34 protein-coding genes are annotated in these 20,562 nt (G+C 33.1%); all 34 read left to right on the top strand.

Going from position 1 to position 20,562, the window contains the following annotated elements:
* The first annotated feature begins 166 nt into the window (after window positions 1-166).
* Window positions 167-541, top strand: coding sequence for a 30S ribosomal protein S12 (gene rpsL, locus WHD07_RS06355; RefSeq protein WP_018943587.1), 375 nt, complete (start codon window positions 167-169; stop codon window positions 539-541).
* A gap of 138 nt (window positions 542-679) precedes the next feature.
* Complete coding sequence (gene rpsG, locus WHD07_RS06350; protein ID WP_087522435.1) at window positions 680-1,159, top strand: 30S ribosomal protein S7; 480 nt, start codon at window positions 680-682, stop codon at window positions 1,157-1,159.
* A gap of 5 nt (window positions 1,160-1,164) precedes the next feature.
* On the top strand, window positions 1,165-3,282 hold the full coding sequence (gene fusA, locus WHD07_RS06345) for an elongation factor G (RefSeq protein ID WP_343330475.1): 2,118 nt from the start codon (window positions 1,165-1,167) through the stop codon (window positions 3,280-3,282).
* A gap of 19 nt (window positions 3,283-3,301) precedes the next feature.
* Entirely contained in the window at window positions 3,302-3,607 is a 306-nt protein-coding gene (rpsJ, locus tag WHD07_RS06340; RefSeq protein WP_004568745.1) for a 30S ribosomal protein S10, read from the top strand.
* A gap of 287 nt (window positions 3,608-3,894) precedes the next feature.
* The gene (gene rplC / locus WHD07_RS06335; RefSeq protein WP_105050445.1) at window positions 3,895-4,512 is read left to right on the top strand and encodes a 50S ribosomal protein L3; all 618 of its coding nucleotides are present in this window, start codon (window positions 3,895-3,897) and stop codon (window positions 4,510-4,512) included.
* Window positions 4,512-5,141, top strand: a complete 630-nt coding sequence (rplD, locus tag WHD07_RS06330; RefSeq protein WP_105050446.1) for a 50S ribosomal protein L4 — start codon at window positions 4,512-4,514, stop codon at window positions 5,139-5,141. Before rplC ends, rplD begins: the two co-directional genes overlap by 1 nt.
* Window positions 5,142-5,150: 9 nt before the next feature.
* A complete protein-coding gene (gene rplW, locus WHD07_RS06325) occupies window positions 5,151-5,441 on the top strand; it encodes a 50S ribosomal protein L23 (RefSeq protein WP_105050447.1) in 291 nt (96 codons plus the stop codon).
* 12 nt (window positions 5,442-5,453) lie between these two features.
* Window positions 5,454-6,278 carry a 50S ribosomal protein L2 gene (gene rplB / locus WHD07_RS06320; protein WP_105050448.1) on the top strand — a complete coding sequence of 275 codons (825 nt, stop codon included), beginning with the start codon at window positions 5,454-5,456 and terminating at the stop codon, window positions 6,276-6,278.
* A 6-nt stretch (window positions 6,279-6,284) separates the two neighbouring features.
* Complete coding sequence (gene rpsS / locus WHD07_RS06315) at window positions 6,285-6,563, top strand: 30S ribosomal protein S19 (RefSeq protein ID WP_015482224.1); 279 nt, start codon at window positions 6,285-6,287, stop codon at window positions 6,561-6,563.
* A 6-nt stretch (window positions 6,564-6,569) separates the two neighbouring features.
* A complete protein-coding gene (rplV, locus tag WHD07_RS06310; protein ID WP_068451511.1) occupies window positions 6,570-6,974 on the top strand; it encodes a 50S ribosomal protein L22 in 405 nt (134 codons plus the stop codon).
* A gap of 11 nt (window positions 6,975-6,985) precedes the next feature.
* The gene (gene rpsC / locus WHD07_RS06305) at window positions 6,986-7,711 is read left to right on the top strand and encodes a 30S ribosomal protein S3 (protein ID WP_105050449.1); all 726 of its coding nucleotides are present in this window, start codon (window positions 6,986-6,988) and stop codon (window positions 7,709-7,711) included.
* Window positions 7,712-7,733: 22 nt separating this feature from the next.
* Window positions 7,734-8,165, top strand: a complete 432-nt coding sequence (rplP, locus tag WHD07_RS06300; RefSeq protein ID WP_105050450.1) for a 50S ribosomal protein L16 — start codon at window positions 7,734-7,736, stop codon at window positions 8,163-8,165.
* Window positions 8,166-8,176: 11 nt separating this feature from the next.
* Entirely contained in the window at window positions 8,177-8,368 is a 192-nt protein-coding gene (gene rpmC / locus WHD07_RS06295; protein WP_068451520.1) for a 50S ribosomal protein L29, read from the top strand.
* Between the two features lie 20 nt (window positions 8,369-8,388).
* Window positions 8,389-8,646 (top strand): 30S ribosomal protein S17, encoded by a 258-nt coding sequence (gene rpsQ, locus WHD07_RS06290; protein ID WP_065320234.1) that lies wholly within the window; start codon window positions 8,389-8,391, stop codon window positions 8,644-8,646.
* Window position 8,647: 1 nt separating this feature from the next.
* Window positions 8,648-9,016: a 50S ribosomal protein L14 gene (gene rplN / locus WHD07_RS06285; protein WP_068451523.1), complete on the top strand. Its 369-nt coding sequence runs from the start codon at window positions 8,648-8,650 to the stop codon at window positions 9,014-9,016.
* A gap of 12 nt (window positions 9,017-9,028) precedes the next feature.
* The gene (gene rplX / locus WHD07_RS06280) at window positions 9,029-9,331 is read left to right on the top strand and encodes a 50S ribosomal protein L24 (protein WP_105050451.1); all 303 of its coding nucleotides are present in this window, start codon (window positions 9,029-9,031) and stop codon (window positions 9,329-9,331) included.
* An 8-nt stretch (window positions 9,332-9,339) separates the two neighbouring features.
* Entirely contained in the window at window positions 9,340-9,891 is a 552-nt protein-coding gene (gene rplE, locus WHD07_RS06275) for a 50S ribosomal protein L5 (RefSeq protein ID WP_105050452.1), read from the top strand.
* Between the two features lie 3 nt (window positions 9,892-9,894).
* Window positions 9,895-10,164 carry a 30S ribosomal protein S14 gene (gene rpsN / locus WHD07_RS06270; RefSeq protein WP_036825705.1) on the top strand — a complete coding sequence of 90 codons (270 nt, stop codon included), beginning with the start codon at window positions 9,895-9,897 and terminating at the stop codon, window positions 10,162-10,164.
* 163 nt (window positions 10,165-10,327) lie between these two features.
* Window positions 10,328-10,726: a 30S ribosomal protein S8 gene (rpsH, locus tag WHD07_RS06265; RefSeq protein WP_087522449.1), complete on the top strand. Its 399-nt coding sequence runs from the start codon at window positions 10,328-10,330 to the stop codon at window positions 10,724-10,726.
* A gap of 9 nt (window positions 10,727-10,735) precedes the next feature.
* A complete protein-coding gene (gene rplF / locus WHD07_RS06260; protein WP_105050453.1) occupies window positions 10,736-11,281 on the top strand; it encodes a 50S ribosomal protein L6 in 546 nt (181 codons plus the stop codon).
* Between the two features lie 11 nt (window positions 11,282-11,292).
* The gene (rplR, locus tag WHD07_RS06255; RefSeq protein WP_105050454.1) at window positions 11,293-11,643 is read left to right on the top strand and encodes a 50S ribosomal protein L18; all 351 of its coding nucleotides are present in this window, start codon (window positions 11,293-11,295) and stop codon (window positions 11,641-11,643) included.
* 3 nt (window positions 11,644-11,646) lie between these two features.
* A complete protein-coding gene (gene rpsE / locus WHD07_RS06250; protein ID WP_105050455.1) occupies window positions 11,647-12,171 on the top strand; it encodes a 30S ribosomal protein S5 in 525 nt (174 codons plus the stop codon).
* A gap of 11 nt (window positions 12,172-12,182) precedes the next feature.
* Entirely contained in the window at window positions 12,183-12,365 is a 183-nt protein-coding gene (rpmD, locus tag WHD07_RS06245; RefSeq protein ID WP_068451547.1) for a 50S ribosomal protein L30, read from the top strand.
* A 14-nt stretch (window positions 12,366-12,379) separates the two neighbouring features.
* Window positions 12,380-12,829, top strand: coding sequence for a 50S ribosomal protein L15 (gene rplO / locus WHD07_RS06240; RefSeq protein WP_105050456.1), 450 nt, complete (start codon window positions 12,380-12,382; stop codon window positions 12,827-12,829).
* A 13-nt stretch (window positions 12,830-12,842) separates the two neighbouring features.
* Window positions 12,843-14,165 (top strand): preprotein translocase subunit SecY, encoded by a 1,323-nt coding sequence (secY, locus tag WHD07_RS06235; protein ID WP_105050457.1) that lies wholly within the window; start codon window positions 12,843-12,845, stop codon window positions 14,163-14,165.
* Between the two features lies 1 nt (window position 14,166).
* Window positions 14,167-14,382 (top strand): translation initiation factor IF-1, encoded by a 216-nt coding sequence (gene infA, locus WHD07_RS06230; RefSeq protein WP_004568721.1) that lies wholly within the window; start codon window positions 14,167-14,169, stop codon window positions 14,380-14,382.
* A gap of 13 nt (window positions 14,383-14,395) precedes the next feature.
* Window positions 14,396-14,512 (top strand): type B 50S ribosomal protein L36, encoded by a 117-nt coding sequence (gene ykgO / locus WHD07_RS06225; RefSeq protein ID WP_004568720.1) that lies wholly within the window; start codon window positions 14,396-14,398, stop codon window positions 14,510-14,512.
* Window positions 14,512-14,877 carry a 30S ribosomal protein S13 gene (gene rpsM / locus WHD07_RS06220; RefSeq protein WP_105050458.1) on the top strand — a complete coding sequence of 122 codons (366 nt, stop codon included), beginning with the start codon at window positions 14,512-14,514 and terminating at the stop codon, window positions 14,875-14,877. The genes ykgO and rpsM overlap by 1 nt, the downstream gene beginning before the upstream one ends.
* A gap of 77 nt (window positions 14,878-14,954) precedes the next feature.
* Window positions 14,955-15,338 carry a 30S ribosomal protein S11 gene (gene rpsK / locus WHD07_RS06215; RefSeq protein WP_036825729.1) on the top strand — a complete coding sequence of 128 codons (384 nt, stop codon included), beginning with the start codon at window positions 14,955-14,957 and terminating at the stop codon, window positions 15,336-15,338.
* 82 nt (window positions 15,339-15,420) lie between these two features.
* Complete coding sequence (rpsD, locus tag WHD07_RS06210; protein WP_343330474.1) at window positions 15,421-16,026, top strand: 30S ribosomal protein S4; 606 nt, start codon at window positions 15,421-15,423, stop codon at window positions 16,024-16,026.
* A 93-nt stretch (window positions 16,027-16,119) separates the two neighbouring features.
* Window positions 16,120-17,112 carry a DNA-directed RNA polymerase subunit alpha gene (locus WHD07_RS06205; protein ID WP_105050460.1) on the top strand — a complete coding sequence of 331 codons (993 nt, stop codon included), beginning with the start codon at window positions 16,120-16,122 and terminating at the stop codon, window positions 17,110-17,112.
* A gap of 60 nt (window positions 17,113-17,172) precedes the next feature.
* Complete coding sequence (gene rplQ, locus WHD07_RS06200; RefSeq protein ID WP_105050461.1) at window positions 17,173-17,646, top strand: 50S ribosomal protein L17; 474 nt, start codon at window positions 17,173-17,175, stop codon at window positions 17,644-17,646.
* A gap of 94 nt (window positions 17,647-17,740) precedes the next feature.
* Window positions 17,741-18,859, top strand: coding sequence for a glutamine-hydrolyzing carbamoyl-phosphate synthase small subunit (gene carA / locus WHD07_RS06195; protein WP_105050462.1), 1,119 nt, complete (start codon window positions 17,741-17,743; stop codon window positions 18,857-18,859).
* Window positions 18,860-19,133: 274 nt separating this feature from the next.
* The gene (gene eno, locus WHD07_RS06190; protein WP_105050463.1) at window positions 19,134-20,420 is read left to right on the top strand and encodes a phosphopyruvate hydratase; all 1,287 of its coding nucleotides are present in this window, start codon (window positions 19,134-19,136) and stop codon (window positions 20,418-20,420) included.
* Window positions 20,421-20,562: the final 142 nt, after the last annotated feature.

Genomic DNA, 20,562 nt, shown 5'->3' with positions numbered 1-20,562 from the left:
ATAGTTGGTTCAAATGTAATGGAAAATCATAAAAACGGGTATAAGAAATAATAATATAAAAAAATAACTTACTGATATTTGCAGTATTAGAATTTAATCGTACATTTGCGGACTCTTAAAAAAGAGATAAGGTTTAATTATAAACGAAAAACAGTAATAATTTAGTATGCCAACTATTCAACAATTAGTTCGTAAAGGAAGAACCAAAATAACTAAGAAGAGTAAATCGGCTGCTTTGTCGTCTTGTCCTCAAAGACGTGGAGTTTGTACACGTGTTTATACTACAACACCAAAGAAACCTAATTCAGCAATGCGTAAAGTTGCCAGAGTTAGATTGACAAATGGTAATGAGATAAACGCATACATTCCAGGTGAAGGACATAACTTACAAGAGCACTCGATAGTATTAGTTAGAGGTGGAAGGGTAAAAGATTTACCAGGTGTTAAATATCACGTGGTACGTGGAGCATTAGATACAGCAGGTGTTGAGGGTAGAACCCAACGTAGGTCTAAGTATGGTGCAAAACGCCCAAAGAAGTAAGAGTTATCAGTAAAAAGTTATAAGTTTTTGATGTTGCTTTTTCTGTGTTTGAGTTTTTTCTTGAATATGGATTTAAAAACAAGGAGGTTTATTTCTAACGACTAATAACAAATTAATTAACTTTTTTAATGTAAAGACATGAGAAAAAGAGCAGCAAAAAAAAGAGTCTTATTACCGGATCCAAAATTTAACGATCAGTTAGTAACACGTTTTGTGAATAACTTAATGTGGAGCGGTAAGAAGTCTGTAGCGTTTAAAGTGTTTTATGACGCTTTAGAGCTAGTAGAAGAAAGAAAAGGAGAAGACGAAGAGAAATCGGCTTTAGAAATTTGGAAAGATGGTTTGTCAAATGTGATGCCTCACGTAGAAGTAAGATCTCGTCGTGTTGGTGGAGCAACATTCCAAATCCCAATGCAAATTAGACCGGATCGTAAAGTGTCTATGGCTATTAAATGGATGATTTTATATACTCGTAAGAGAAATGAAAAAACCATGGCGCAACGTTTAGCAGCAGAAATTTTAGCAGCAGCTAAAGAAGAAGGTGCAGCGGTAAAAAAACGTACAGATACTCATAAAATGGCAGAGGCTAATAAAGCTTTCTCTCACTTCAGATTTTAATAGAGATGGCTAGAGATTTAAGATATACAAGAAATATTGGTATTGCCGCACATATTGATGCTGGTAAAACAACAACAACAGAACGTGTATTGTATTATACAGGTGTTTCTCATAAGATAGGAGAAGTACATGATGGTGCAGCTACTATGGACTGGATGGAGCAAGAACAAGAAAGAGGTATTACAATTACTTCTGCAGCAACTACTTGTGAGTGGCAATTTCCTTTGGAAAACGCAAAACCAACTCCAGATACTAAAGGATATCACTTTAATATTATTGATACTCCTGGTCACGTAGATTTTACGGTAGAAGTAAATAGATCTTTACGTGTGTTAGATGGTTTAGTTTTCTTATTTTCAGCAGTTGATGGTGTTGAGCCTCAGTCTGAAACTAACTGGAGACTTGCAGACAACTATAAAGTGCCTAGAATTGGATTCGTTAACAAAATGGACCGTCAAGGATCAGACTTTTTAGCAGTTTGTCAACAAGTAAAAGATATGTTGAAATCAAATGCGGTGCCAATCGTTTTAAATATTGGTGACGAGGATGAATTCAAGGGTATTATAGATTTAGTTAAAAATCGTGCTATTGTTTGGCATGATGAAACTCAAGGAGCAACTTTTGATGTTATTGAGATTCCTGAAGATATGAAAGAAGAAGCTCGTAAATATCGTGCACTTTTAATTGAAGAAGTAGCAAGTTATGATGAGAATCTTTTAGAGAAATTTATGGAAGATGAAGATTCAATTACAGAAGACGAAGTGCATAATGCATTAAGAGCTGCTGTAATGGATATGGCTATCATTCCTATGATTTGTGGATCTGCATTTAAAAACAAAGGTGTACAGTTTCTTTTAGATGCTGTTTGTCGTTACTTGCCTTCTCCTATGGATAAGGAAGGTATTGTTGGTATAAACCCAGATACAGAAGAACAAGAATTACGTAAGCCAAGTGTAGATGAGCCTTTTGCAGCTTTAGCATTTAAAATTGCTACTGACCCTTTTGTTGGTCGTTTAGCATTTTTTAGAGCATATTCTGGTCGTTTAGATGCTGGTTCTTATGTTTTAAATAACCGTTCAGGTAAAAAAGAACGTATTTCACGTATTTATCAAATGCATGCTAACAAGCAAAATGCAATTGATTATATCGAAGCTGGAGATATTGGTGCTGCTGTTGGATTTAAATCTATCAAAACAGGAGATACTTTATCTGCAGAAAAATTTCCTATTGTTTTAGAATCTATGGATTTTCCAGATCCAGTAATTGGTATCGCTGTAGAACCTAAAACAAAAGCAGATGTTGATAAATTAGGAATTGGTTTAAGTAAATTAGCCGAAGAAGATCCAACTTTTACAGTTCGTTCTGATGAAGCTTCTGGTCAAACTATTATTTCTGGAATGGGAGAATTACATTTAGATGTAATTGTAGACCGTTTAAAACGTGAGTTCAAAGTTGAAGTGAATCAAGGTCAACCTCAAGTAGAATATAAAGAAGCTATTACTGCAGCAGCAGATCATAGAGAAGTTTATAAGAAACAATCTGGTGGACGTGGTAAATTTGCAGATATTGTATTTACAATAGAGCCTGCAGATGAAGGTGTTCAAGGATTACAATTTGAATCTGTAATTAAAGGTGGTAATGTTCCTAGAGAATTTGTACCTTCTGTAGAAAAAGGATTTAAAGAGGCGATGAGAAACGGACCTTTAGCGGGTTACGAAATGGATTCAATGAAAGTTACTTTAAAAGATGGATCTTTCCACCCTGTGGATTCTGATGCATTATCTTTTGAGTTAGCAGCAAAAATGGGTTATAAAGCAGCAGCAAAATCGGCTAAAGCTAAAATCATGGAGCCATTGATGAAATTAGAAGTGTTAACTCCAGAGGAGAACATGGGAGATATTGTAGGTGATTTAAATAGAAGAAGAGGGCAAGTAAACGACATGAGTGATCGTGCTGGATCTAAAGTTGTAAAAGCTTTAGTGCCTTTATCTGAAATGTTTGGTTACGTTACTGCTTTAAGAACTATGTCTTCTGGTAGAGCAACATCTACTATGGAATTTTCACATTATGCGGAAACTCCTTCTAATGTATCTGAAGAAGTAATCGCAAAATCTAAAGGATAATCTACTTAATAATTACAAGATGAGTCAAAAAATTAGAATTAAATTAAAGTCTTACGATTACAATTTAGTAGATAAATCTGCTGAAAAAATCGTTAAGACGGTAAAAAGTACTGGTGCTGTAGTAAACGGACCAATACCATTACCAACACATAAAAAGATTTTTACTGTATTACGTTCTCCACACGTAAACAAAAAATCTAGAGAGCAATTTCAATTAGCTTCATACAAAAGATTATTAGACATCTATAGTTCTTCTTCAAAAACTATTGATGCTTTAATGAAACTTGAGTTGCCAAGCGGTGTAGAAGTTGAGATCAAAGTATAAGTAAATATTAACTTTCGGTTTAATTTTGTTAAACCGAAAGTTTTTTATACTTTTGCAACCCGATTAAGAGTCGGTAATGCTATTTTTTAAGTAAAATTGAATAATAGTAACATGTCCAGAGCGTTTCGCGAAGGAAAAACGGAAAAAACAAAATCAGCGTTGAATTTGTTTTGCGCTGTTTTTTTTTGTTGAAACTTAAAGGATGAGAATGAAACAATTGTTTCGAAAAAATAATTATTAATAATAGACGCGCTGGATAAATATCTATCGTCTAAAATTTTAACTAAATGTCTGGGTTAATAGGAAGAAAGATTGGAATGACCAGCTTATTTGATGAAAACGGGAAGAATATTCCTTGTACAGTAATCGAAGCAGGTCCTTGCGTAGTTACCCAAGTCAGAACCGAAGAGGTTGACGGGTACACTGCGTTGCAACTTGGTTTCGATGACAAAAAGGCGAAGAGTTCTAACAAAGCGTTAGACGGTCACTTTAAAAAAGCTGGCACCACTGCTAAAAGAAAAGTCGTTGAATTTCAAGGGTTTGAAGAAGAGTATAAATTAGGAGATTCTATCACAGTATCTCACTTTGAAGAAGGTGAGTTTGTAGATGTTTCTGGTGTTTCTAAAGGGAAAGGTTTTCAAGGGGTTGTAAAACGCCATGGATTTGCCGGTGTAGGTCAAGCTACTCACGGTCAGCACAACCGTTTAAGAGCTCCGGGTTCTATTGGTGCTGCATCTTATCCTGCAAGAGTATTCAAAGGAATGCGTATGGCAGGTAGAATGGGTGGAGATAAAGTGAAAGTTCAAAACTTAAAAGTATTAAAAGTAGTTGCTGAAAAGAACTTACTTGTTGTTAAAGGAGCGATTCCTGGACACAAAAATGCTTTTGTAACTATTCAGAAATAATGAAAGTAGCAGTTTTAGATATTACAGGAAAAGATACAGGTAGACAAGTTGAACTTTCTAGCGATGTATTTGGTATTGAGCCTAACAATCATGCTATTTATTTAGATGTTAAGCAATACTTGGCAAATCAACGTCAAGGAACGCATAAATCTAAAGAAAGAGCAGAAATTGCAGGTTCTACAAGAAAAATTAAAAAACAAAAAGGTACAGGTACTGCGAGAGCAGGTTCTATCAAATCTGGAGTTTTTAGAGGTGGTGGTCGTATGTTCGGTCCAAGACCAAGAGATTATTCTTTTAAATTGAATAAGAACTTAAAGCGTTTAGCACGTAAGTCTGCTTTAAGTATTCAAGCAAATGATAAAAATTTAGTAGTAATTGAAGATTTTAACTTTGAATCACCAAAGACTAAAAACTTTGTAGATGTTTTAAAAGCATTAGAAATTGAAACTAAAAAATCTTTGTTTGTGTTAAGTAATGAAAATGCAAATGTGTATTTATCATCACGTAACTTAAAAAAGGCTAAAGTTGTTAAAGCTTCAGAAATTAATACTTATGGTGTTTTAAATGCTAATAAAGTAGTAATTACAGAAAGTTCTTTAGAAGGAATTAATACAAATTTAAGTAAATAGGGATTCATAATGAGTATTTTAATAAAACCTATTATCACGGAAAAAGCTACAAACGATAGTGAGTTATTTAATCGTTATACGTTTGTTGTAGATAAAAAAGCTAATAAATTAGAAATTAAAGGTGCAGTTGAAAAAGCATACGGGGTTTCTATAGCTAGCGTTAAGACTTTAAATTATCCAATTCAAAGAAATACAAAGTTTACTAAAAAAGGTTTAGTAACTGGTATTAAAAGTGGATACAAAAAAGCTATCGTTCAATTAGCAGAAGGAGAAAGCATTGATTTTTATAACAATCTTTAAGAAAAGACAAAAATGTCAGTTAGAAAATTAAAACCAATAACACCAGGTCAGCGTTTTAGAGTTGTAAATGGGTTCGACACCATAACAACTGATAAGCCGGAGAAAAGTTTACTTGCTCCGAAAAAACGATCTGGAGGTCGAAACAGTCAGGGTAGAATGACAACTCGTAATATAGGAGGTGGTCATAAACAAAGATACCGTATTATCGATTTTAAAAGAGATAAAGCAGGTATTCCCGCAACAGTTAAAACTATAGAGTACGATCCAAATCGTACAGCATTTATTGCTTTACTTAGTTATGCTGATGGAGAAAAACGTTATGTAATTGCACAAAACGGTTTAACAGTAGGTCAAACAGTTGTAGCAGGTAGTGATATTGCACCAGAAATTGGAAATGCAATGCCATTAAGCCAAATTCCTTTAGGAACTACAATTTCTTGTATAGAATTACGTCCAGGACAAGGAGCTGTTATGGCTCGTTCTGCTGGTTCTTTTGCTCAATTAATGGCTAGAGATGGTAAATATGCAACAGTAAAGTTACCTTCAGGTGAAACAAGATTAATTTTGTTAACTTGTATGGCTACTATTGGTGTTGTATCTAATTCTGATCATCAATTATTAGTATCTGGTAAAGCAGGTAGAAGAAGATGGTTAGGTAGAAGACCTAGAGTTAATGCAGTAAGAATGAACCCTGTCGATCACCCAATGGGTGGTGGTGAAGGTCGTGCTTCTGGAGGTCATCCAAGATCTAGAAATGGTATTCCTGCTAAAGGATTTAAAACTAGATCTAAGACTAAAGCTAGTAATAAGTACATTATAGAACGTAGAAAGAAATAATAAGTTATGGCAAGATCATTAAAAAAAGGACCTTACGTTCACTATAAATTAGAGAAAAAAGTGTTAGCTAATGTAGAGGCTGGTAACAAAACTGTAATTAAAACTTGGTCTAGAGCAAGTATGATTACTCCAGATTTTGTTGGACAAACAATTGCAGTTCATAACGGACGTCAGTTTGTACCAGTTTATGTAACAGAAAACATGGTAGGGCATAAATTAGGCGAATTTTCACCAACTCGTTCTTTTAGAGGACACGCTGGTGCAAAAAATAAAGGAAAAAAATAGTAGGATATGGGAGTTCGTAAAAAAAACATGGCAGATCAGTTAAAAGCAGATAGAAAGCAACGTGCTTTCGCGAAGCTTACTAACTGTCCTACATCACCAAGAAAAATGCGTTTAGTCGCAGATCAGATAAGAGGAGTTGAAGTTGAAAAAGCTTTACAAATCTTAAAGTTTAGCCCAAAAGAAGCTTCAATTAATTTAGAGAAATTGTTATTGTCTGCAATTGCAAACTGGCAAGCTAAAAATGAAGAAGCATCTATTGAAGACGCTAAATTATTTGTAAAAACGATTTGTGTTGATAGCGCAGGAATGTTAAAGAGATTAAGACCAGCTCCACAAGGGCGTGCTCATAGAATACGTAAGCGTTCTAATCACGTTACTTTAGAGTTAGGTAGTAAAAATTTAAGCAATTAATTAAAGTAGAAATGGGACAAAAAACAAATCCAATAGGGAATCGTTTAGGAATCATCAGAGGTTGGGAATCTAACTGGTACGGTGGTAATGACTACGGAGATAAATTAGCTGAAGATTATAAAATAAGACAGTATGTAAATGCTAGATTATTTAAAGCAAGTGTATCAAGAGTAATTATAGAGCGTACTTTAAAACTTGTAACCGTTACTATCACTACTGCACGTCCAGGTATCATTATTGGAAAAGGAGGTCAAGAGGTAGACAAGTTAAAAGAAGAGCTTAAAAAAATTACAGGTAAAGAAGTTCAAATTAATATTTTTGAGATTAAACGTCCAGAATTAGACGCAAAATTAGTTGCAGTTAGTGTTGCTCGTCAAATCGAAAATAGAATTTCTTACAAGAGAGCTACTAAGATGGCTATTCAAGCTACAATGCGTATGAATGCTGAAGGAATTAAAATTCAAATTTCAGGTCGTTTAAACGGAGCTGAAATGGCACGTTCAGAGCATTATAAAGAAGGAAGAATTCCTCTTTCTACTTTTAGAGCTGATATTGATTATGCACTTGTTGAAGCTCATACTCAATACGGAAGACTAGGTGTTAAAGTATGGATTATGAAGGGTGAGGTATATGGTAAAAGAGAATTGTCTCCATTAGTTGGCTTGTCTAAAAAACAAGGCGGTAATAAAGGTGGTGGTGATAGATCTAAACGTCAACAACCTCGTAGAAGAAAATAATTTTTAAAATTAGAAATTAAAAATGTTACAGCCAAAAAGAGTAAAATACCGTAAGGTACAGAAGGCGAAAGGAAATATGACTGGTATTTCTGGTAGAGGAAATCAACTTTCTAATGGAATGTTTGGTATCAAATCTTTAGACCAGAACTTGTTAACTTCTCGTCAAATAGAAGCAGCTCGTATCGCGGCAACTCGTCATATGAAAAGAGAAGGTCAGTTATGGATTAAAGTATTTCCAGACAAGCCTATCACAAAGAAACCTTTAGAGGTACGTATGGGGAAAGGTAAAGGAGCTCCAGATCATTTTGTTGCAGTTATTAAACCAGGTAGAATTTTGTTTGAAATTGGTGGTGTACCAATGGATGTTGCAAAAGAAGCTTTACGTTTAGCAGCACAAAAACTTCCAGTAAAAACGAAGTTTGTAGTAGCAAGAGATTTTGATATTAACGCATAATTCTAAATAAAATGAAACAATCTGAAATAAAAGAATTATCTATAGCGGATCTTAATGAGAAGCTTGGAGCGTTGCAAAAGAATTATACTGATCTTAAAATGGCTCACGCAATAACTCCTTTGGAGAATCCGTTGCAATTGAGAGGTTTAAGAAGAACTGTAGCAAGAATTGCAACAGAATTAACAAAAAGAGAATTACAATAATTCTATAGTCAGTTTTAAAGATGGAAAAAAGAAATCTTAGAAAAGAGAGAATTGGTGTTGTTTCTAGTAACAAAATGGAAAAATCTATTGTTGTTGCAGAAACTAAAAGAGTTAAGCACCCAATGTACGGTAAATTCGTATTAAAAACGAAAAAGTATGTTGCACACGACGAACAGAATGATTGCAACGAAGGAGATACTGTTAGGATCATGGAAACAAGACCTATGAGTAAATCTAAACGTTGGAGATTAGTAGAAATCCTAGAAAGAGCTAAATAATATGTTACAGACAGAATCAAGATTAAAAGTCGCAGATAACACTGGAGCAAAAGAAGTTTTAGTGATTAGAGTTTTAGGAGGAACAAGAAAACGTTACGCAAGTATTGGAGACAAGATTGTAGTAGCTGTTAAATCTGCAACTCCTAACGGAACTGTAAAAAAAGGTCAAGTATCTAGAGCAGTTGTTGTAAGAACGAAAAAAGAAGTAAGACGTAAAGACGGATCATACATTAGATTTGATGATAACGCTTGTGTACTTTTAAATCCTACAGAGGAAATGAGAGGAACACGTGTTTTTGGACCTGTTGCACGTGAACTTCGTGAGAAACAATTCATGAAAATAGTATCATTAGCACCTGAAGTGCTTTAAATCATTAATAAGATGAAGAAGTTCAAATTAAAATCAGGAGATACTGTAAAAGTAATTGCAGGAGATCATAAAGGATCTGAAGGAAAAGTTTTACAAATCATTAAAGATAAGGATAGAGTATTGGTAGAAGGTGTTAACTTAGTTTCTAAGCACACAAAACCAAGCGCTCAAAACCCTCAAGGTGGTATTGTAAAGAAAGAAGCTTCACTTCATATTTCTAACTTAATGTTAGTAGAAGATGGTGTAGCTGTGAGAGTAGGTTATAAGGTTGATGGAGATGCTAAAACTAGAGTCTCTAAAAAAACTAAAAAATAAGAATAATCATGAGTTACGTACCAAGATTAAAAGCAGAATACAAAGAAAGAGTTATAAGTGCTCTTACTGAAGAATTCAGTTATAAGAATGTAATGCAAGTACCAAAATTAGAAAAAATAGTTGTTTCTAAAGGTGTTGGTGCTGCAATTGCAGATAAGAAATTAATAGATTATGCTTTAGAAGAGTTGACTAAAATTACTGGTCAAAAAGCGGTTTCTACAATGTCTAAAAAAGATATTGCTGCATTTAAATTACGTAAAGGAATGCCAATTGGTGTTAAAGTTACTTTACGTGGAGATAAAATGTACGAATTTTTAGATAGATTAGTTACAGCTTCTTTACCTCGTGTAAGAGACTTTAACGGTATAAAAGCTAATGGTTTTGATGGAAGAGGTAATTACAATTTAGGTATTACTGAACAAATCATTTACCCAGAGATTAATATTGATCAAGTGAAAAAAATTAACGGTATGGATATTACTTTTGTAACATCTGCAAATACTGATAAAGAAGCGAAGTCATTATTAGGAGAATTAGGTTTACCATTCAAAAAAAATTAAGAAATGGCTAAAGAATCAATGAAAGCTCGCGAACGTAAGAGAGCGAAAACAGTTGCAAAATATGCAGAAAAGAGAAAAGCTTTAAAAGAAGCTGGAGACTATGAAGCATTGCAAAAATTACCAAAGAACGCATCACCAATTAGAATGCATAACAGATGTAAACTAACTGGTCGTCCAAAAGGATATATGAGACAATTTGGTTTATCTCGTGTTACGTTTCGTGAAATGGCTAATCAAGGATTAATACCAGGTGTTAAAAAGGCAAGTTGGTAGAAATCAAAAATAAAGCTTATTATTAAAAATAGAATGTGTATCTTTGCACGCTCTATTTTTTTTGAGTATAAGAATTTTAACTGATTATAGGTTCATTTATCACAGAGAAATCTGTAGCATAAATAGAGGTATTTGAAAACCGTAATCGCAATTTTAAATAAATATGTATACAGATCCAATCGCGGATTTTCTTACAAGGGTAAGGAATGCAATCGCAGCAGGACACAGAGTAGTGGAAATTCCAGCTTCAAATTTGAAGAAGGAAATGACTAAAATTTTGTTTGATCAAGGGTATATTTTAAGTTATCAGTTCAATGACGATAAAGTTCAAGGAACAATTAAGATCGCTTTAAAGTACGAAAGAGATACAAAAGAGTCAGTAATTAGAAAGATTCAACGAATCAGTACACCAGGTTTACGTAAATATGTTGGTTCTACAGAGATGCCAAGAGTATTAAACGGACTTGGAATTGCTATTGTTTCTACATCTAAAGGTGTAATGACAAACAAAAAAGCACGTCAGGAAAATGTTGGAGGAGAAGTTTTATGTTACGTTTATTAATCTAAAGAAATGAGTAGAATAGGAAAAAATCCCGTTAGCATTTCACAAGGTGTAGATGTAAACATAAAAGACAATGTTGTAACCGTAAAAGGAAAATTAGGAGAGTTAACTCAAACAATTTCTGAAGGAATTACAATAAAAATTGAAGATGGTATTATCACTTTAGATAGAGCATCAGAAAGTAAAAACCATAAAGCACAACATGGTTTAATGAGAGCTTTAATCAATAACATGATTGAAGGTGTGAGTAAAGGTTGGACTAAGGAATTAGAATTGGTTGGTGTTGGTTATAGAGCATCTAATCAAGGACAAAAATTAGATTTAGCTTTAGGTTTCTCTCATAATATTGTTTTAGAATTAGCTCCAGAAGTAAAAGTTGAGACAGTATCTGAGAAAGGGAAAAACCCGATCATTAAATTATCTTCATTTGACAAACAATTAGTTGGTCAAATAGCTGCTAAGATTCGTTCTTTCAGAGCACCAGAGCCTTATAAAGGAAAAGGTGTGAAGTTTGTTGGTGAAATATTAAGAAGAAAAGCAGGTAAATCTGCATAATATATAGCATTATGGCATTATCAAAGCTACAAAGAAGAGCTAGAATTAAGCGTAGAATTAGAAAGATTATTTCTGGTACTGCTACTAAACCAAGGTTATCGGTTTATAGAAGTAACAAAGAAATTTACGCTCAATTAGTAGACGATGTAAACGGAGTAACATTAGCTTCAGTTTCATCTAGAAATAAAGAAATACAAGCAGGTACAAAGACAGAGCAGGCTGCAGCAGTTGGTAAAACAATAGCTGATAAAGCTGCCAAAGCAGGAGTTGAAACGGTTGCTTTCGATAGAAACGGATATTTATATCACGGTAGAGTTAAAGTATTAGCAGACGCTGCAAGAGAAGCGGGTTTAAAATTTTAAGAAATTATGCAAGGTTATAAAAACGTAGAAAGAGTAAAGCCAAGTGGGTTAGAGCTTGTAGATAGATTAGTAGGCGTACAACGTGTTACCAAAGTAACAAAGGGTGGTAGAGCATTTGGTTTCTCTGCAATTGTTGTTGTTGGAGATGGTAATGGTGTTGTTGGTCATGGATTAGGGAAATCTAAAGATGTTGCATCTGCTATTGCTAAGGCAATTGAAGACGCAAAGAAAAATTTAGTTAGAATTCCTATTTTAGAGGCAACTTTACCTCATGAGCAAAAAGGTAAGTTTGGTGGAGCAAAAGTGTTCCTTAAACCTGCTTCTCATGGTACAGGAGTTATTGCTGGTGGTGCTGTAAGGCACGTATTAGAATCAGTAGGTATACATGATGTATTATCAAAATCTCAAGGATCTTCAAATCCTCATAACGTAGTAAAAGCAACTTTTGATGCTTTGTTACAATTACGTAGTGCAGCATCTATTGCTAAACAAAGAGGAATTTCTTTAGAGAAAGTTTTTAACGGATAAATCTAAGAACGATGGCAAGAATTAAAGTTACACAAGTAAAAAGTCAAATCGGACGTCTTCAGAGTCAAAAGAGAACTTTAGAGGCATTAGGTTTACGTAAAATGCACCAAACTGTAGAGCATGAGGCAACTCCTTCTATAGTTGGTATGGTAAATACAGTTAAACACTTAGTTTCTTTCGAAGAAATTAAATAAGATATTTAGAAAAAATGAGTTTACATAATTTAACACCAGCAGAAGGTTCCATTAAAAAAGGAAAAAGAATTGCAAGGGGTGAAGGATCTGGTAAAGGTGGTACCGCTACAAGAGGTCACAATGGTCAGAAATCTCGTTCAGGTTATTCTAAAAAGATTGGTTTTGAAGGAGGGCAAATGCCACTTCAAAGACGTGTACCTAAATTTGGTTTCACGAATATTAATCGTATTGAATATCAAGGTATCAACTTAGATAAATTACAATCTTTAGTTGATAGTGGTAAGATAACAGATACAGTTGATTTAGATACTTTAATTGCTAATAGATTGGCAAGAAAAAACGACTTAATAAAAATATTAGGTGGTGGTGAGTTAAAGGCTAAATTAAATATAACTGTACATAAATTTACAGCAACAGCAAAAGCGGCTATAGAAGCTGCTGGAGGAGAAGCTGTTACTTTATAACATCCCGTAAATGATGAAATTGATAAATAGATTAAAAGACATTTTCAGTATTGAAGAATTGAAAAACAAAATTCTACTTACTATCGGTTTAATTGCTGTATATCGTTTTATGGCTTCAGTTCCATTACCTGGAATAGATCCATTACAATTATCAGCTTTAAAAGAAAGTACTTCTGGAGGTCTTTTAGGTTTATTAAATGCATTTACAGGAGGAGCATTTGCAAGAGCCTCTGTTATGGCACTTGGTATTATGCCTTATATTTCTGCATCTATTGTAGTTCAGTTAATGGGAATTGCGGTTCCATATTTACAAAAACTACAAAAAGATGGAGAAAGTGGACGTAAAAAAATTACACAAATAACTAGATGGTTAACTATTGGTATTACTTTGGTGCAAGCACCAACTTATATTACGGCTATTAAAACTCAATTTGGTTTAGGACCTGAAGCTTTTTTAGTTACGGGACCTACTTTTTGGGTATCATCTATTATCATTTTAACTGCAGGAACAATTTTTGCAATGTGGTTGGGAGAGCGTATTACAGACAAAGGAGTTGGTAATGGTATTTCATTATTAATTACTGTAGGTATTTTAGCTAAGTTTCCAGCGGCATTTTTACAAGAGTTTGTTGCTAAAACAACAAATGCAGGTGCAGGTGGTATTATGATGGTTTTAATTGAAATCATTGTTTGGTTCGTGGTAATTTTATTAACTGTGCTATTAGTTACTGCTGTAAGAAAGATAGCGGTACAGTATGCTAGAAGAACAGTTGTTGGTAATATTCAAAACGTTGCAGGTTCAAGAGATTATATTCCTTTGAAATTAAATGCAGCAGGTGTAATGCCTATTATCTTTGCACAAGCAATTATGTTTTTACCAGTTGCTTTGGCTCAAAGATTTCCAGCAATTTCTAGTTTACAAGATATGAATGGTTTAGGGTACAATGTTATTTTTGCATTGTTAATTATCATTTTTAGTTATTTCTACACTGCAATTACTATTCCTACGAATAAGATGGCAGATGATTTAAAGAGAAGTGGTGGTTTTATACCAGGTATTAGACCAGGAAAAGACACAGCAGATAGATTAGATTCTGTTTTATCTAGAATTACTTTCCCAGGATCGTTATTTTTAGCAGGATTATCAATCTTACCAGCAATTGTAGTTCAGTTTGGAGTACAACATAGTTGGGCCATGTTTTATGGTGGTACATCATTAATAATTATGGTTGGAGTTGCAATTGATACGTTGCAACAAATTAATTCGTATTTACTAAATCGTCATTATGATGGTTTAATGAAAGCGGGGAATAGCAACAGAAAATCGAATAAATAGTATGGCTAAACAATCAGCAATTCAACAAGACGGAACTATTACAGAAGCATTATCTAATGCAATGTTTCGAGTAGAATTAGAAAACGGACATATTGTTACGGCACACATTTCAGGTAAAATGCGTATGCATTATATTAAATTGTTACCAGGTGATAAGGTAAAATTAGAAATGAGCCCTTACGATTTATCAAAGGCAAGAATTACTTACAGATACTAAAAAAACAAAACAGATGAAAGTTAGAGCATCAGTTAAAAAAAGAAGTGCCGACTGCAAAATAGTTCGCAGAAAAGGTAGATTATACGTGATTAATAAACAAAATCCTAGATTTAAACAAAGACAAGGGTAATGGCAAGAATAGCAGGTATTGATATTCCAAAGAATAAAAGAGGAGTTATTGCTTTAACTTACATCTTTGGTATAGGAAGCAGCAGAGCTCAAAAAGTTCTAGCAGAAGCAAAAGTAGATGAGAGCATTAAAGTTCAAGATTGGACAGATGATCAAATCGCAGCAATTAGAGAGCAAGTAGGATCTTTCACTATTGAAGGAGAATTACGTTCTGAAGTACAGTTGAACATCAAACGTTTGATGGATATCGGTTGTCAAAGAGGAATTCGTCATAGACTTGGTCTTCCATTAAGAGGACAAAGAACTAAGAATAACTCTCGTACAAGAAAAGGTAAGAGAAAAACTGTAGCTAACAAGAAAAAATAAGTTAGATAAAGTAATAAAGATCTAATAATAGTTTTTACTATAAAATTAGAAAACTAAATTACTAAAACTGAAAAATTATGGCAAAAGCAAGTTCAAAAAAGCGTAAAGTAATAATTGATGCTATAGGAGAAGCACACGTAACTGCATCTTTTAACAACATCATTATTTCTTTAACAAATAAAAAAGGTGATGTTATTTCTTGGTCATCTGCAGGTAAAATGGGTTTTAGAGGTTCTAAAAAGAATACTCCATATGCAGCTCAATTAGCAGCAGAAGATTGTGCAAACGTTGCAAAAGAAGCAGGTTTACGTAAAGTAAAAGTTTATGTAAAAGGACCGGGTAATGGTAGAGAATCTGCTATTAGATCAATTCATAATGCAGGTATCGAAGTAACAGAAATTATTGATGTTACACCTATTCCTCATAACGGTTGTCGTCCTCCTAAGAGAAGAAGAGTATAATTAAATATTTTAACTTGATGGGAATAAGATTATCGAAGGAGTAAGCCTTAATTCATAATCCCTATCTATAACAACAAAAGAAATGGCAAGATATACAGGACCAAAAACTAAAATTGCTCGTAAGTTTGGTGAAGCAATTTTTGGAGAAGATAAAAACTTCGAAAAAAGAAATTTCCCTCCAGGACAACACGGTAACGCAAGAAGAAGAGGAAAAAAATCTGAATATGCATCTCAGTTAATGGAGAAGCAAAAAGCTAAATATACTTACGGTATTTTAGAGCGTCAATTCAGTAACTTGTTTAAGCAAGCGCAATCAGCTTCTGGTATTACAGGTGAAATCTTATTACAATTATGTGAATCTCGTTTAGACAACGTAGTTTACAGAATGGGTATTTCTAACTCTAGAAGTGGAGCTCGTCAATTAGTTTCTCACAGACACATTACTGTGAACGGTGAAATCGTTAATATTCCTTCTTATATTTTAAATGAAGGTGATGTTGTTGCAGTAAGAGAGAAATCTAAATCATTAGTAGCTATCGAGAATGCTTTAGCTTCTAATAACAATGTTTTTGAATGGTTAACTTGGAATTCTGATACTAAAACAGGAACGTTTGTTAAAGTACCAGAAAGATTACAAATTCCAGAAAACATCAAAGAACAATTAATCGTAGAATTATATTCTAAGTAATAAATTAATCATATTGAGATTCAGCCAAAGGGTATATAAGTATTTCTTCACACTTATATACCGCGCAACTGAATAACAATTAAAACGAAGAAAATGGCAATTTTAAATTTTCAAAAACCCGATAAAGTAATAATGATCGAATCTACTGATTTTACGGGTAGATTTGAGTTTAGACCTTTAGAACCAGGTTTTGGTTTAACAATAGGAAATGCTTTAAGAAGAGTACTTTTATCTTCTTTAGAAGGATTTGCAATTACATCATTAAGAATTGATGGTGTAGAACATGAATTTTCTACTGTTTCAGGAGTTGTAGAAGACGTTACAGAAATTATCTTAAACTTAAAACAAGTTCGTTTTAAGAAACAAATAGAGGAAACAGATAGAGAAACTGTTTCTATATCATTATCTGGTCAAGAGCAGTTTACTGCTGGAGATTTACAGAAGTTTATTTCTGGTTTTCAAGTATTGAATCCAGATTTAGTAATCTGTAACATGGAGAAATCTGTAAAGTTAAATGCAGAAATTACCATAGAAAAAGGTAGAGGATTTGTACCTGCGGAAGAAAATAAAAAAGCTTCAGCACCAATTGGTACAATTTTTACTGATTCTATCTACACACCAATTAAGAATGTAAAGTATGCAATCGAAAATTTTCGTGTAGAACAAAAAACGGATTATGAAAAATTAGTTTTCGATATCGATACTGATGGATCAATAAACCCAAAAGACGCATTAACAGAAGCTGCAAAAATATTAATCCACCACTTTATGTTATTCTCAGATGAGCGTATCACTTTAGAGGCAGATGAAATTGCACAGACAGAAACATATGATGAAGAGTCATTACATATGCGTCAGTTATTAAAAACTAGATTAATCGATATGGATTTATCTGTAAGAGCTTTAAATTGTTTAAAGGCTGCAGAAGTTGATACATTAGGAGATTTAGTTTCTTTTAACAAGAGTGATTTAATGAAATTTAGAAACTTTGGTAAAAAATCATTAACAGAACTAGAAGAATTAGTTATTGTTAAAGGTTTAAGTTTTGGAATGGATTTAACAAAATACAAATTAGATAGAGATTAATTTTTCATATTTTGCTCCTCAAAATGAGTAGATGCAAGATGAAAGTATAAAACAAAGGTCATGAGACACGGAAAAAAGCATAATCATTTAGGAAGAACAACTTCGCATAGAAAAGCGATGTTAGCTAATATGACTTGTTCTTTAATAGAACATAAACGTATTAACACAACAGTGGCAAAAGCAAAAGCATTAAGAGTTTTTGCAGAACCATTAATAACAAAGTCTAAAAGTGATACTACTCACAACAGACGTGTTGTTTTTTCTCATTTACGTGATAAATATGCAGTTACAGAATTATTTAAGGAAATTTCTGTAAAAATAGGAGATAGACCAGGAGGGTACCTTCGTATCATCAAATTAGGAAACCGTCAAGGGGATAATGCTCCTATGGCAATGGTAGAATTGGTTGATTACAACGAACTTTACAATCCTAATGGTAAGAAAGCTAAGAAAACTACTCGTAGAGGAAGAAGCAAGAAAGCTGATTCTCCGCAAGTAGAAGGGACTGCATCAGAAGAAAAATCTGAAGAATAAGAAATGAAAATTTTTTAAATCATATTAAAAGGGATAAGCGTTTACGTTTATCCCTTTTTTTATATTTTTGCATTAAGAAACACAACAACTATCAATGAAATATCAAACACGAAAAAAAGCACTTGTTTTATTAGCAGATGGAACAATTTTTTATGGAAAATCTGTAGGAATAGAAGGAACATCTACAGGAGAAATCTGTTTTAATACTGGTATGACTGGTTATCAAGAAATTTTTACTGATCCATCTTATTTTGGCCAGTTAATGGTAGCTACAAATGCACATATTGGTAACTACGGGGTAAATGATGAGGAAGTAGAATCTGACGGAATAAAAATTTCAGGTTTAATTTGTAGAAATTTTAGTTTTACACATTCTAGAGTAGACTCTAATGGAAACTTAAAAGATTGGTTTACAAAACATAATTTGGTTGCAATTTCTGATGTTGATACTCGTGCATTAGTTTCTTATATTAGAGATAATGGAGCCATGAACGCAATTATATCTACAGATGTTGATAATATTGATGCATTAAAAGAACAATTAGCCAAAGTACCAAGTATGGAAGGTTTAGAATTGGCTTCTAAAGTATCTACTAAAGAACCTTATTTTGTAGGGGATGAAAATGCAGAATTAAAGATATCTGCTTTAGATATTGGAATCAAAAAAAATATATTGAGAAATTTTGTTAAAAGAGGAGCTTATGTAAAAGTTTTCCCTTTTAATGCAAGTTTTGAAGATTTAGCATCTTTTAACCCTGATGGTTATTTTATATCTAATGGACCTGGTGATCCAGAACCATTAGTTGAGGCTCAAGAAGTAGCTAAAGAAATTATCAAAAGAAATTTACCTTTATTTGGTATCTGTTTAGGACATCAAGTTATTGCTTTGGCTAATGGAATTTCTACGTATAAAATGCACAATGGTCACAGAGGAATTAATCATCCTGTAAAAAATTTATTAACAGGTAAAGGAGAAATTACTTCTCAAAACCACGGTTTTGCCATTGATAGAGCAGAAACGGAAGCAAATGAAAATGTAGAGATTACACATGTTCATTTAAATGATAATACAGTAGCAGGTATCCGTATGAAAGACAAGAATGTTTTTTCTGTACAATACCATCCAGAAGCAAGTCCTGGGCCACATGATGCTGAATATTTATTTGATCAATTTATAGAGAATATTAAAGAGGCTAAAAAAGTTTTATCTTAACTTAAAAGTCATCCATCGTAACATTATTGTTTTTCATCAAAAAATTAAATATTGGTGGCTTTTTAATCTTATTTTTGAAATGTGATGTAAAAATCACAATCTTTTTCATAGCAATTTTCCCACTCATTTTTTGAGTGGGTTTTTTTATTTTAATTAAAATAATTTTAGCAAACGTTTTCGTAATTAATTAGGTACAAATTATTAAATGCTTTAGACATTTCGTAATTTAGCCTCAGCAAGTTTAAGATTTTAAATTAATTAAATAATAAATAAAATGAGCATTATAATTAGCGTTCACGCACGTCAAATTTTTGATTCAAGAGGTAACCCAACAGTAGAAGTAGATGTAACTACAGAAAATGGTGTTTTAGGTAGAGCAGCAGTTCCTTCTGGAGCTTCTACAGGAGAACATGAAGCAGTAGAATTACGTGATGGAGGTAAAGATTACATGGGTAAAGGTGTTTTAAAAGCAGTTTCTAATGTAAATAACATTATTGCAGCTGAGTTATTAGGTACATCTGTTTTCGAACAAAATGCTATCGATCAATTAATGATAGACTTAGATGGTACGCCAAATAAATCTAAATTAGGAGCGAATGCTATTTTAGGAGTTTCTTTAGCTGCTGCCAAAGCTGCTGCTAACGAATTAGGTATGCCTTTATATAGATATGTAGGTGGTGTTTCTGCTAATACTTTACCATTACCAATGATGAATATCATTAACGGTGGTTCTCACTCAGATGCTCCTATTGCATTTCAAGAATTTATGATTATGCCAGTTAAGGCAAAAACTTTTTCTGAAGCTTTAAAAATGGGAACTGAAATTTTCCATAACTTAAAAAAAGTTTTACATGACAGAGGTTTATCTACTGCTGTAGGTGATGAAGGTGGTTTTGCACCTACTTTAGATGGTACAGAAGATGCTATTGAAACAATTGCTTTAGCAGTTAAAAATGCAGGGTATGTTTTTGGTGAAGAGATAAAAATTGCATTAGATTGTGCTTCTGCAGAGTTTTATGTTGATGGTAAATACGATTACACTAAATTTGAAGGAGATAAAGGTGTTATCCGTACAAGTAAAGAACAAGCTGATTATTTAGCTGAATTGGCAGGAAAATACCCTATTATTTCTATTGAAGATGGAATGGATGAAAATGATTGGGATGGTACAAAATACCTTACTGAATTAATTGGAGATAAAGTTCAATTAGTTGGAGATGATTTATTTGTTACTAATGTAGAGCGTTTGGCTAAAGGAATTGAAAATGGAATAGCAAATTCTATTTTAATTAAAGTAAACCAAATTGGTAGTTTAACAGAAACTATTGCAGCTGTAAATATGGCTAAAAATGCAGGTTATACATCAGTAATGTCACATAGATCTGGTGAAACAGAAGATAATACAATTGCAGATTTAGCGGTAGCTTTAAACTGTGGTCAAATTAAAACTGGTTCTGCTTCTCGTTCTGATAGAATGTCTAAATACAATCAATTATTACGTATCGAAGAAGAATTAGGATCAACTGCTTATTTTCCAGGAGAAAATGCTTTTAATGTTTAAGATACTGTTCTTATAATTTATAAAACCTCATAAGAAATTATGAGGTTTTTTTTTGCCTACTAGCCACATAAGTTAATGTTATTTTAAAATTTCTAAAATCTATGAGTACAACCTTTTAAAATCTTTTAAAATTTGGTATCTT

The sequence above is a fragment of the Polaribacter staleyi genome, assembly GCF_038024045.1.
Classification (GTDB): domain Bacteria; phylum Bacteroidota; class Bacteroidia; order Flavobacteriales; family Flavobacteriaceae; genus Polaribacter; species Polaribacter butkevichii.
The sequence above is the reverse complement of the archived record's forward strand: the minus strand, read 5'-3'. Positions and strand labels throughout refer to the sequence as shown.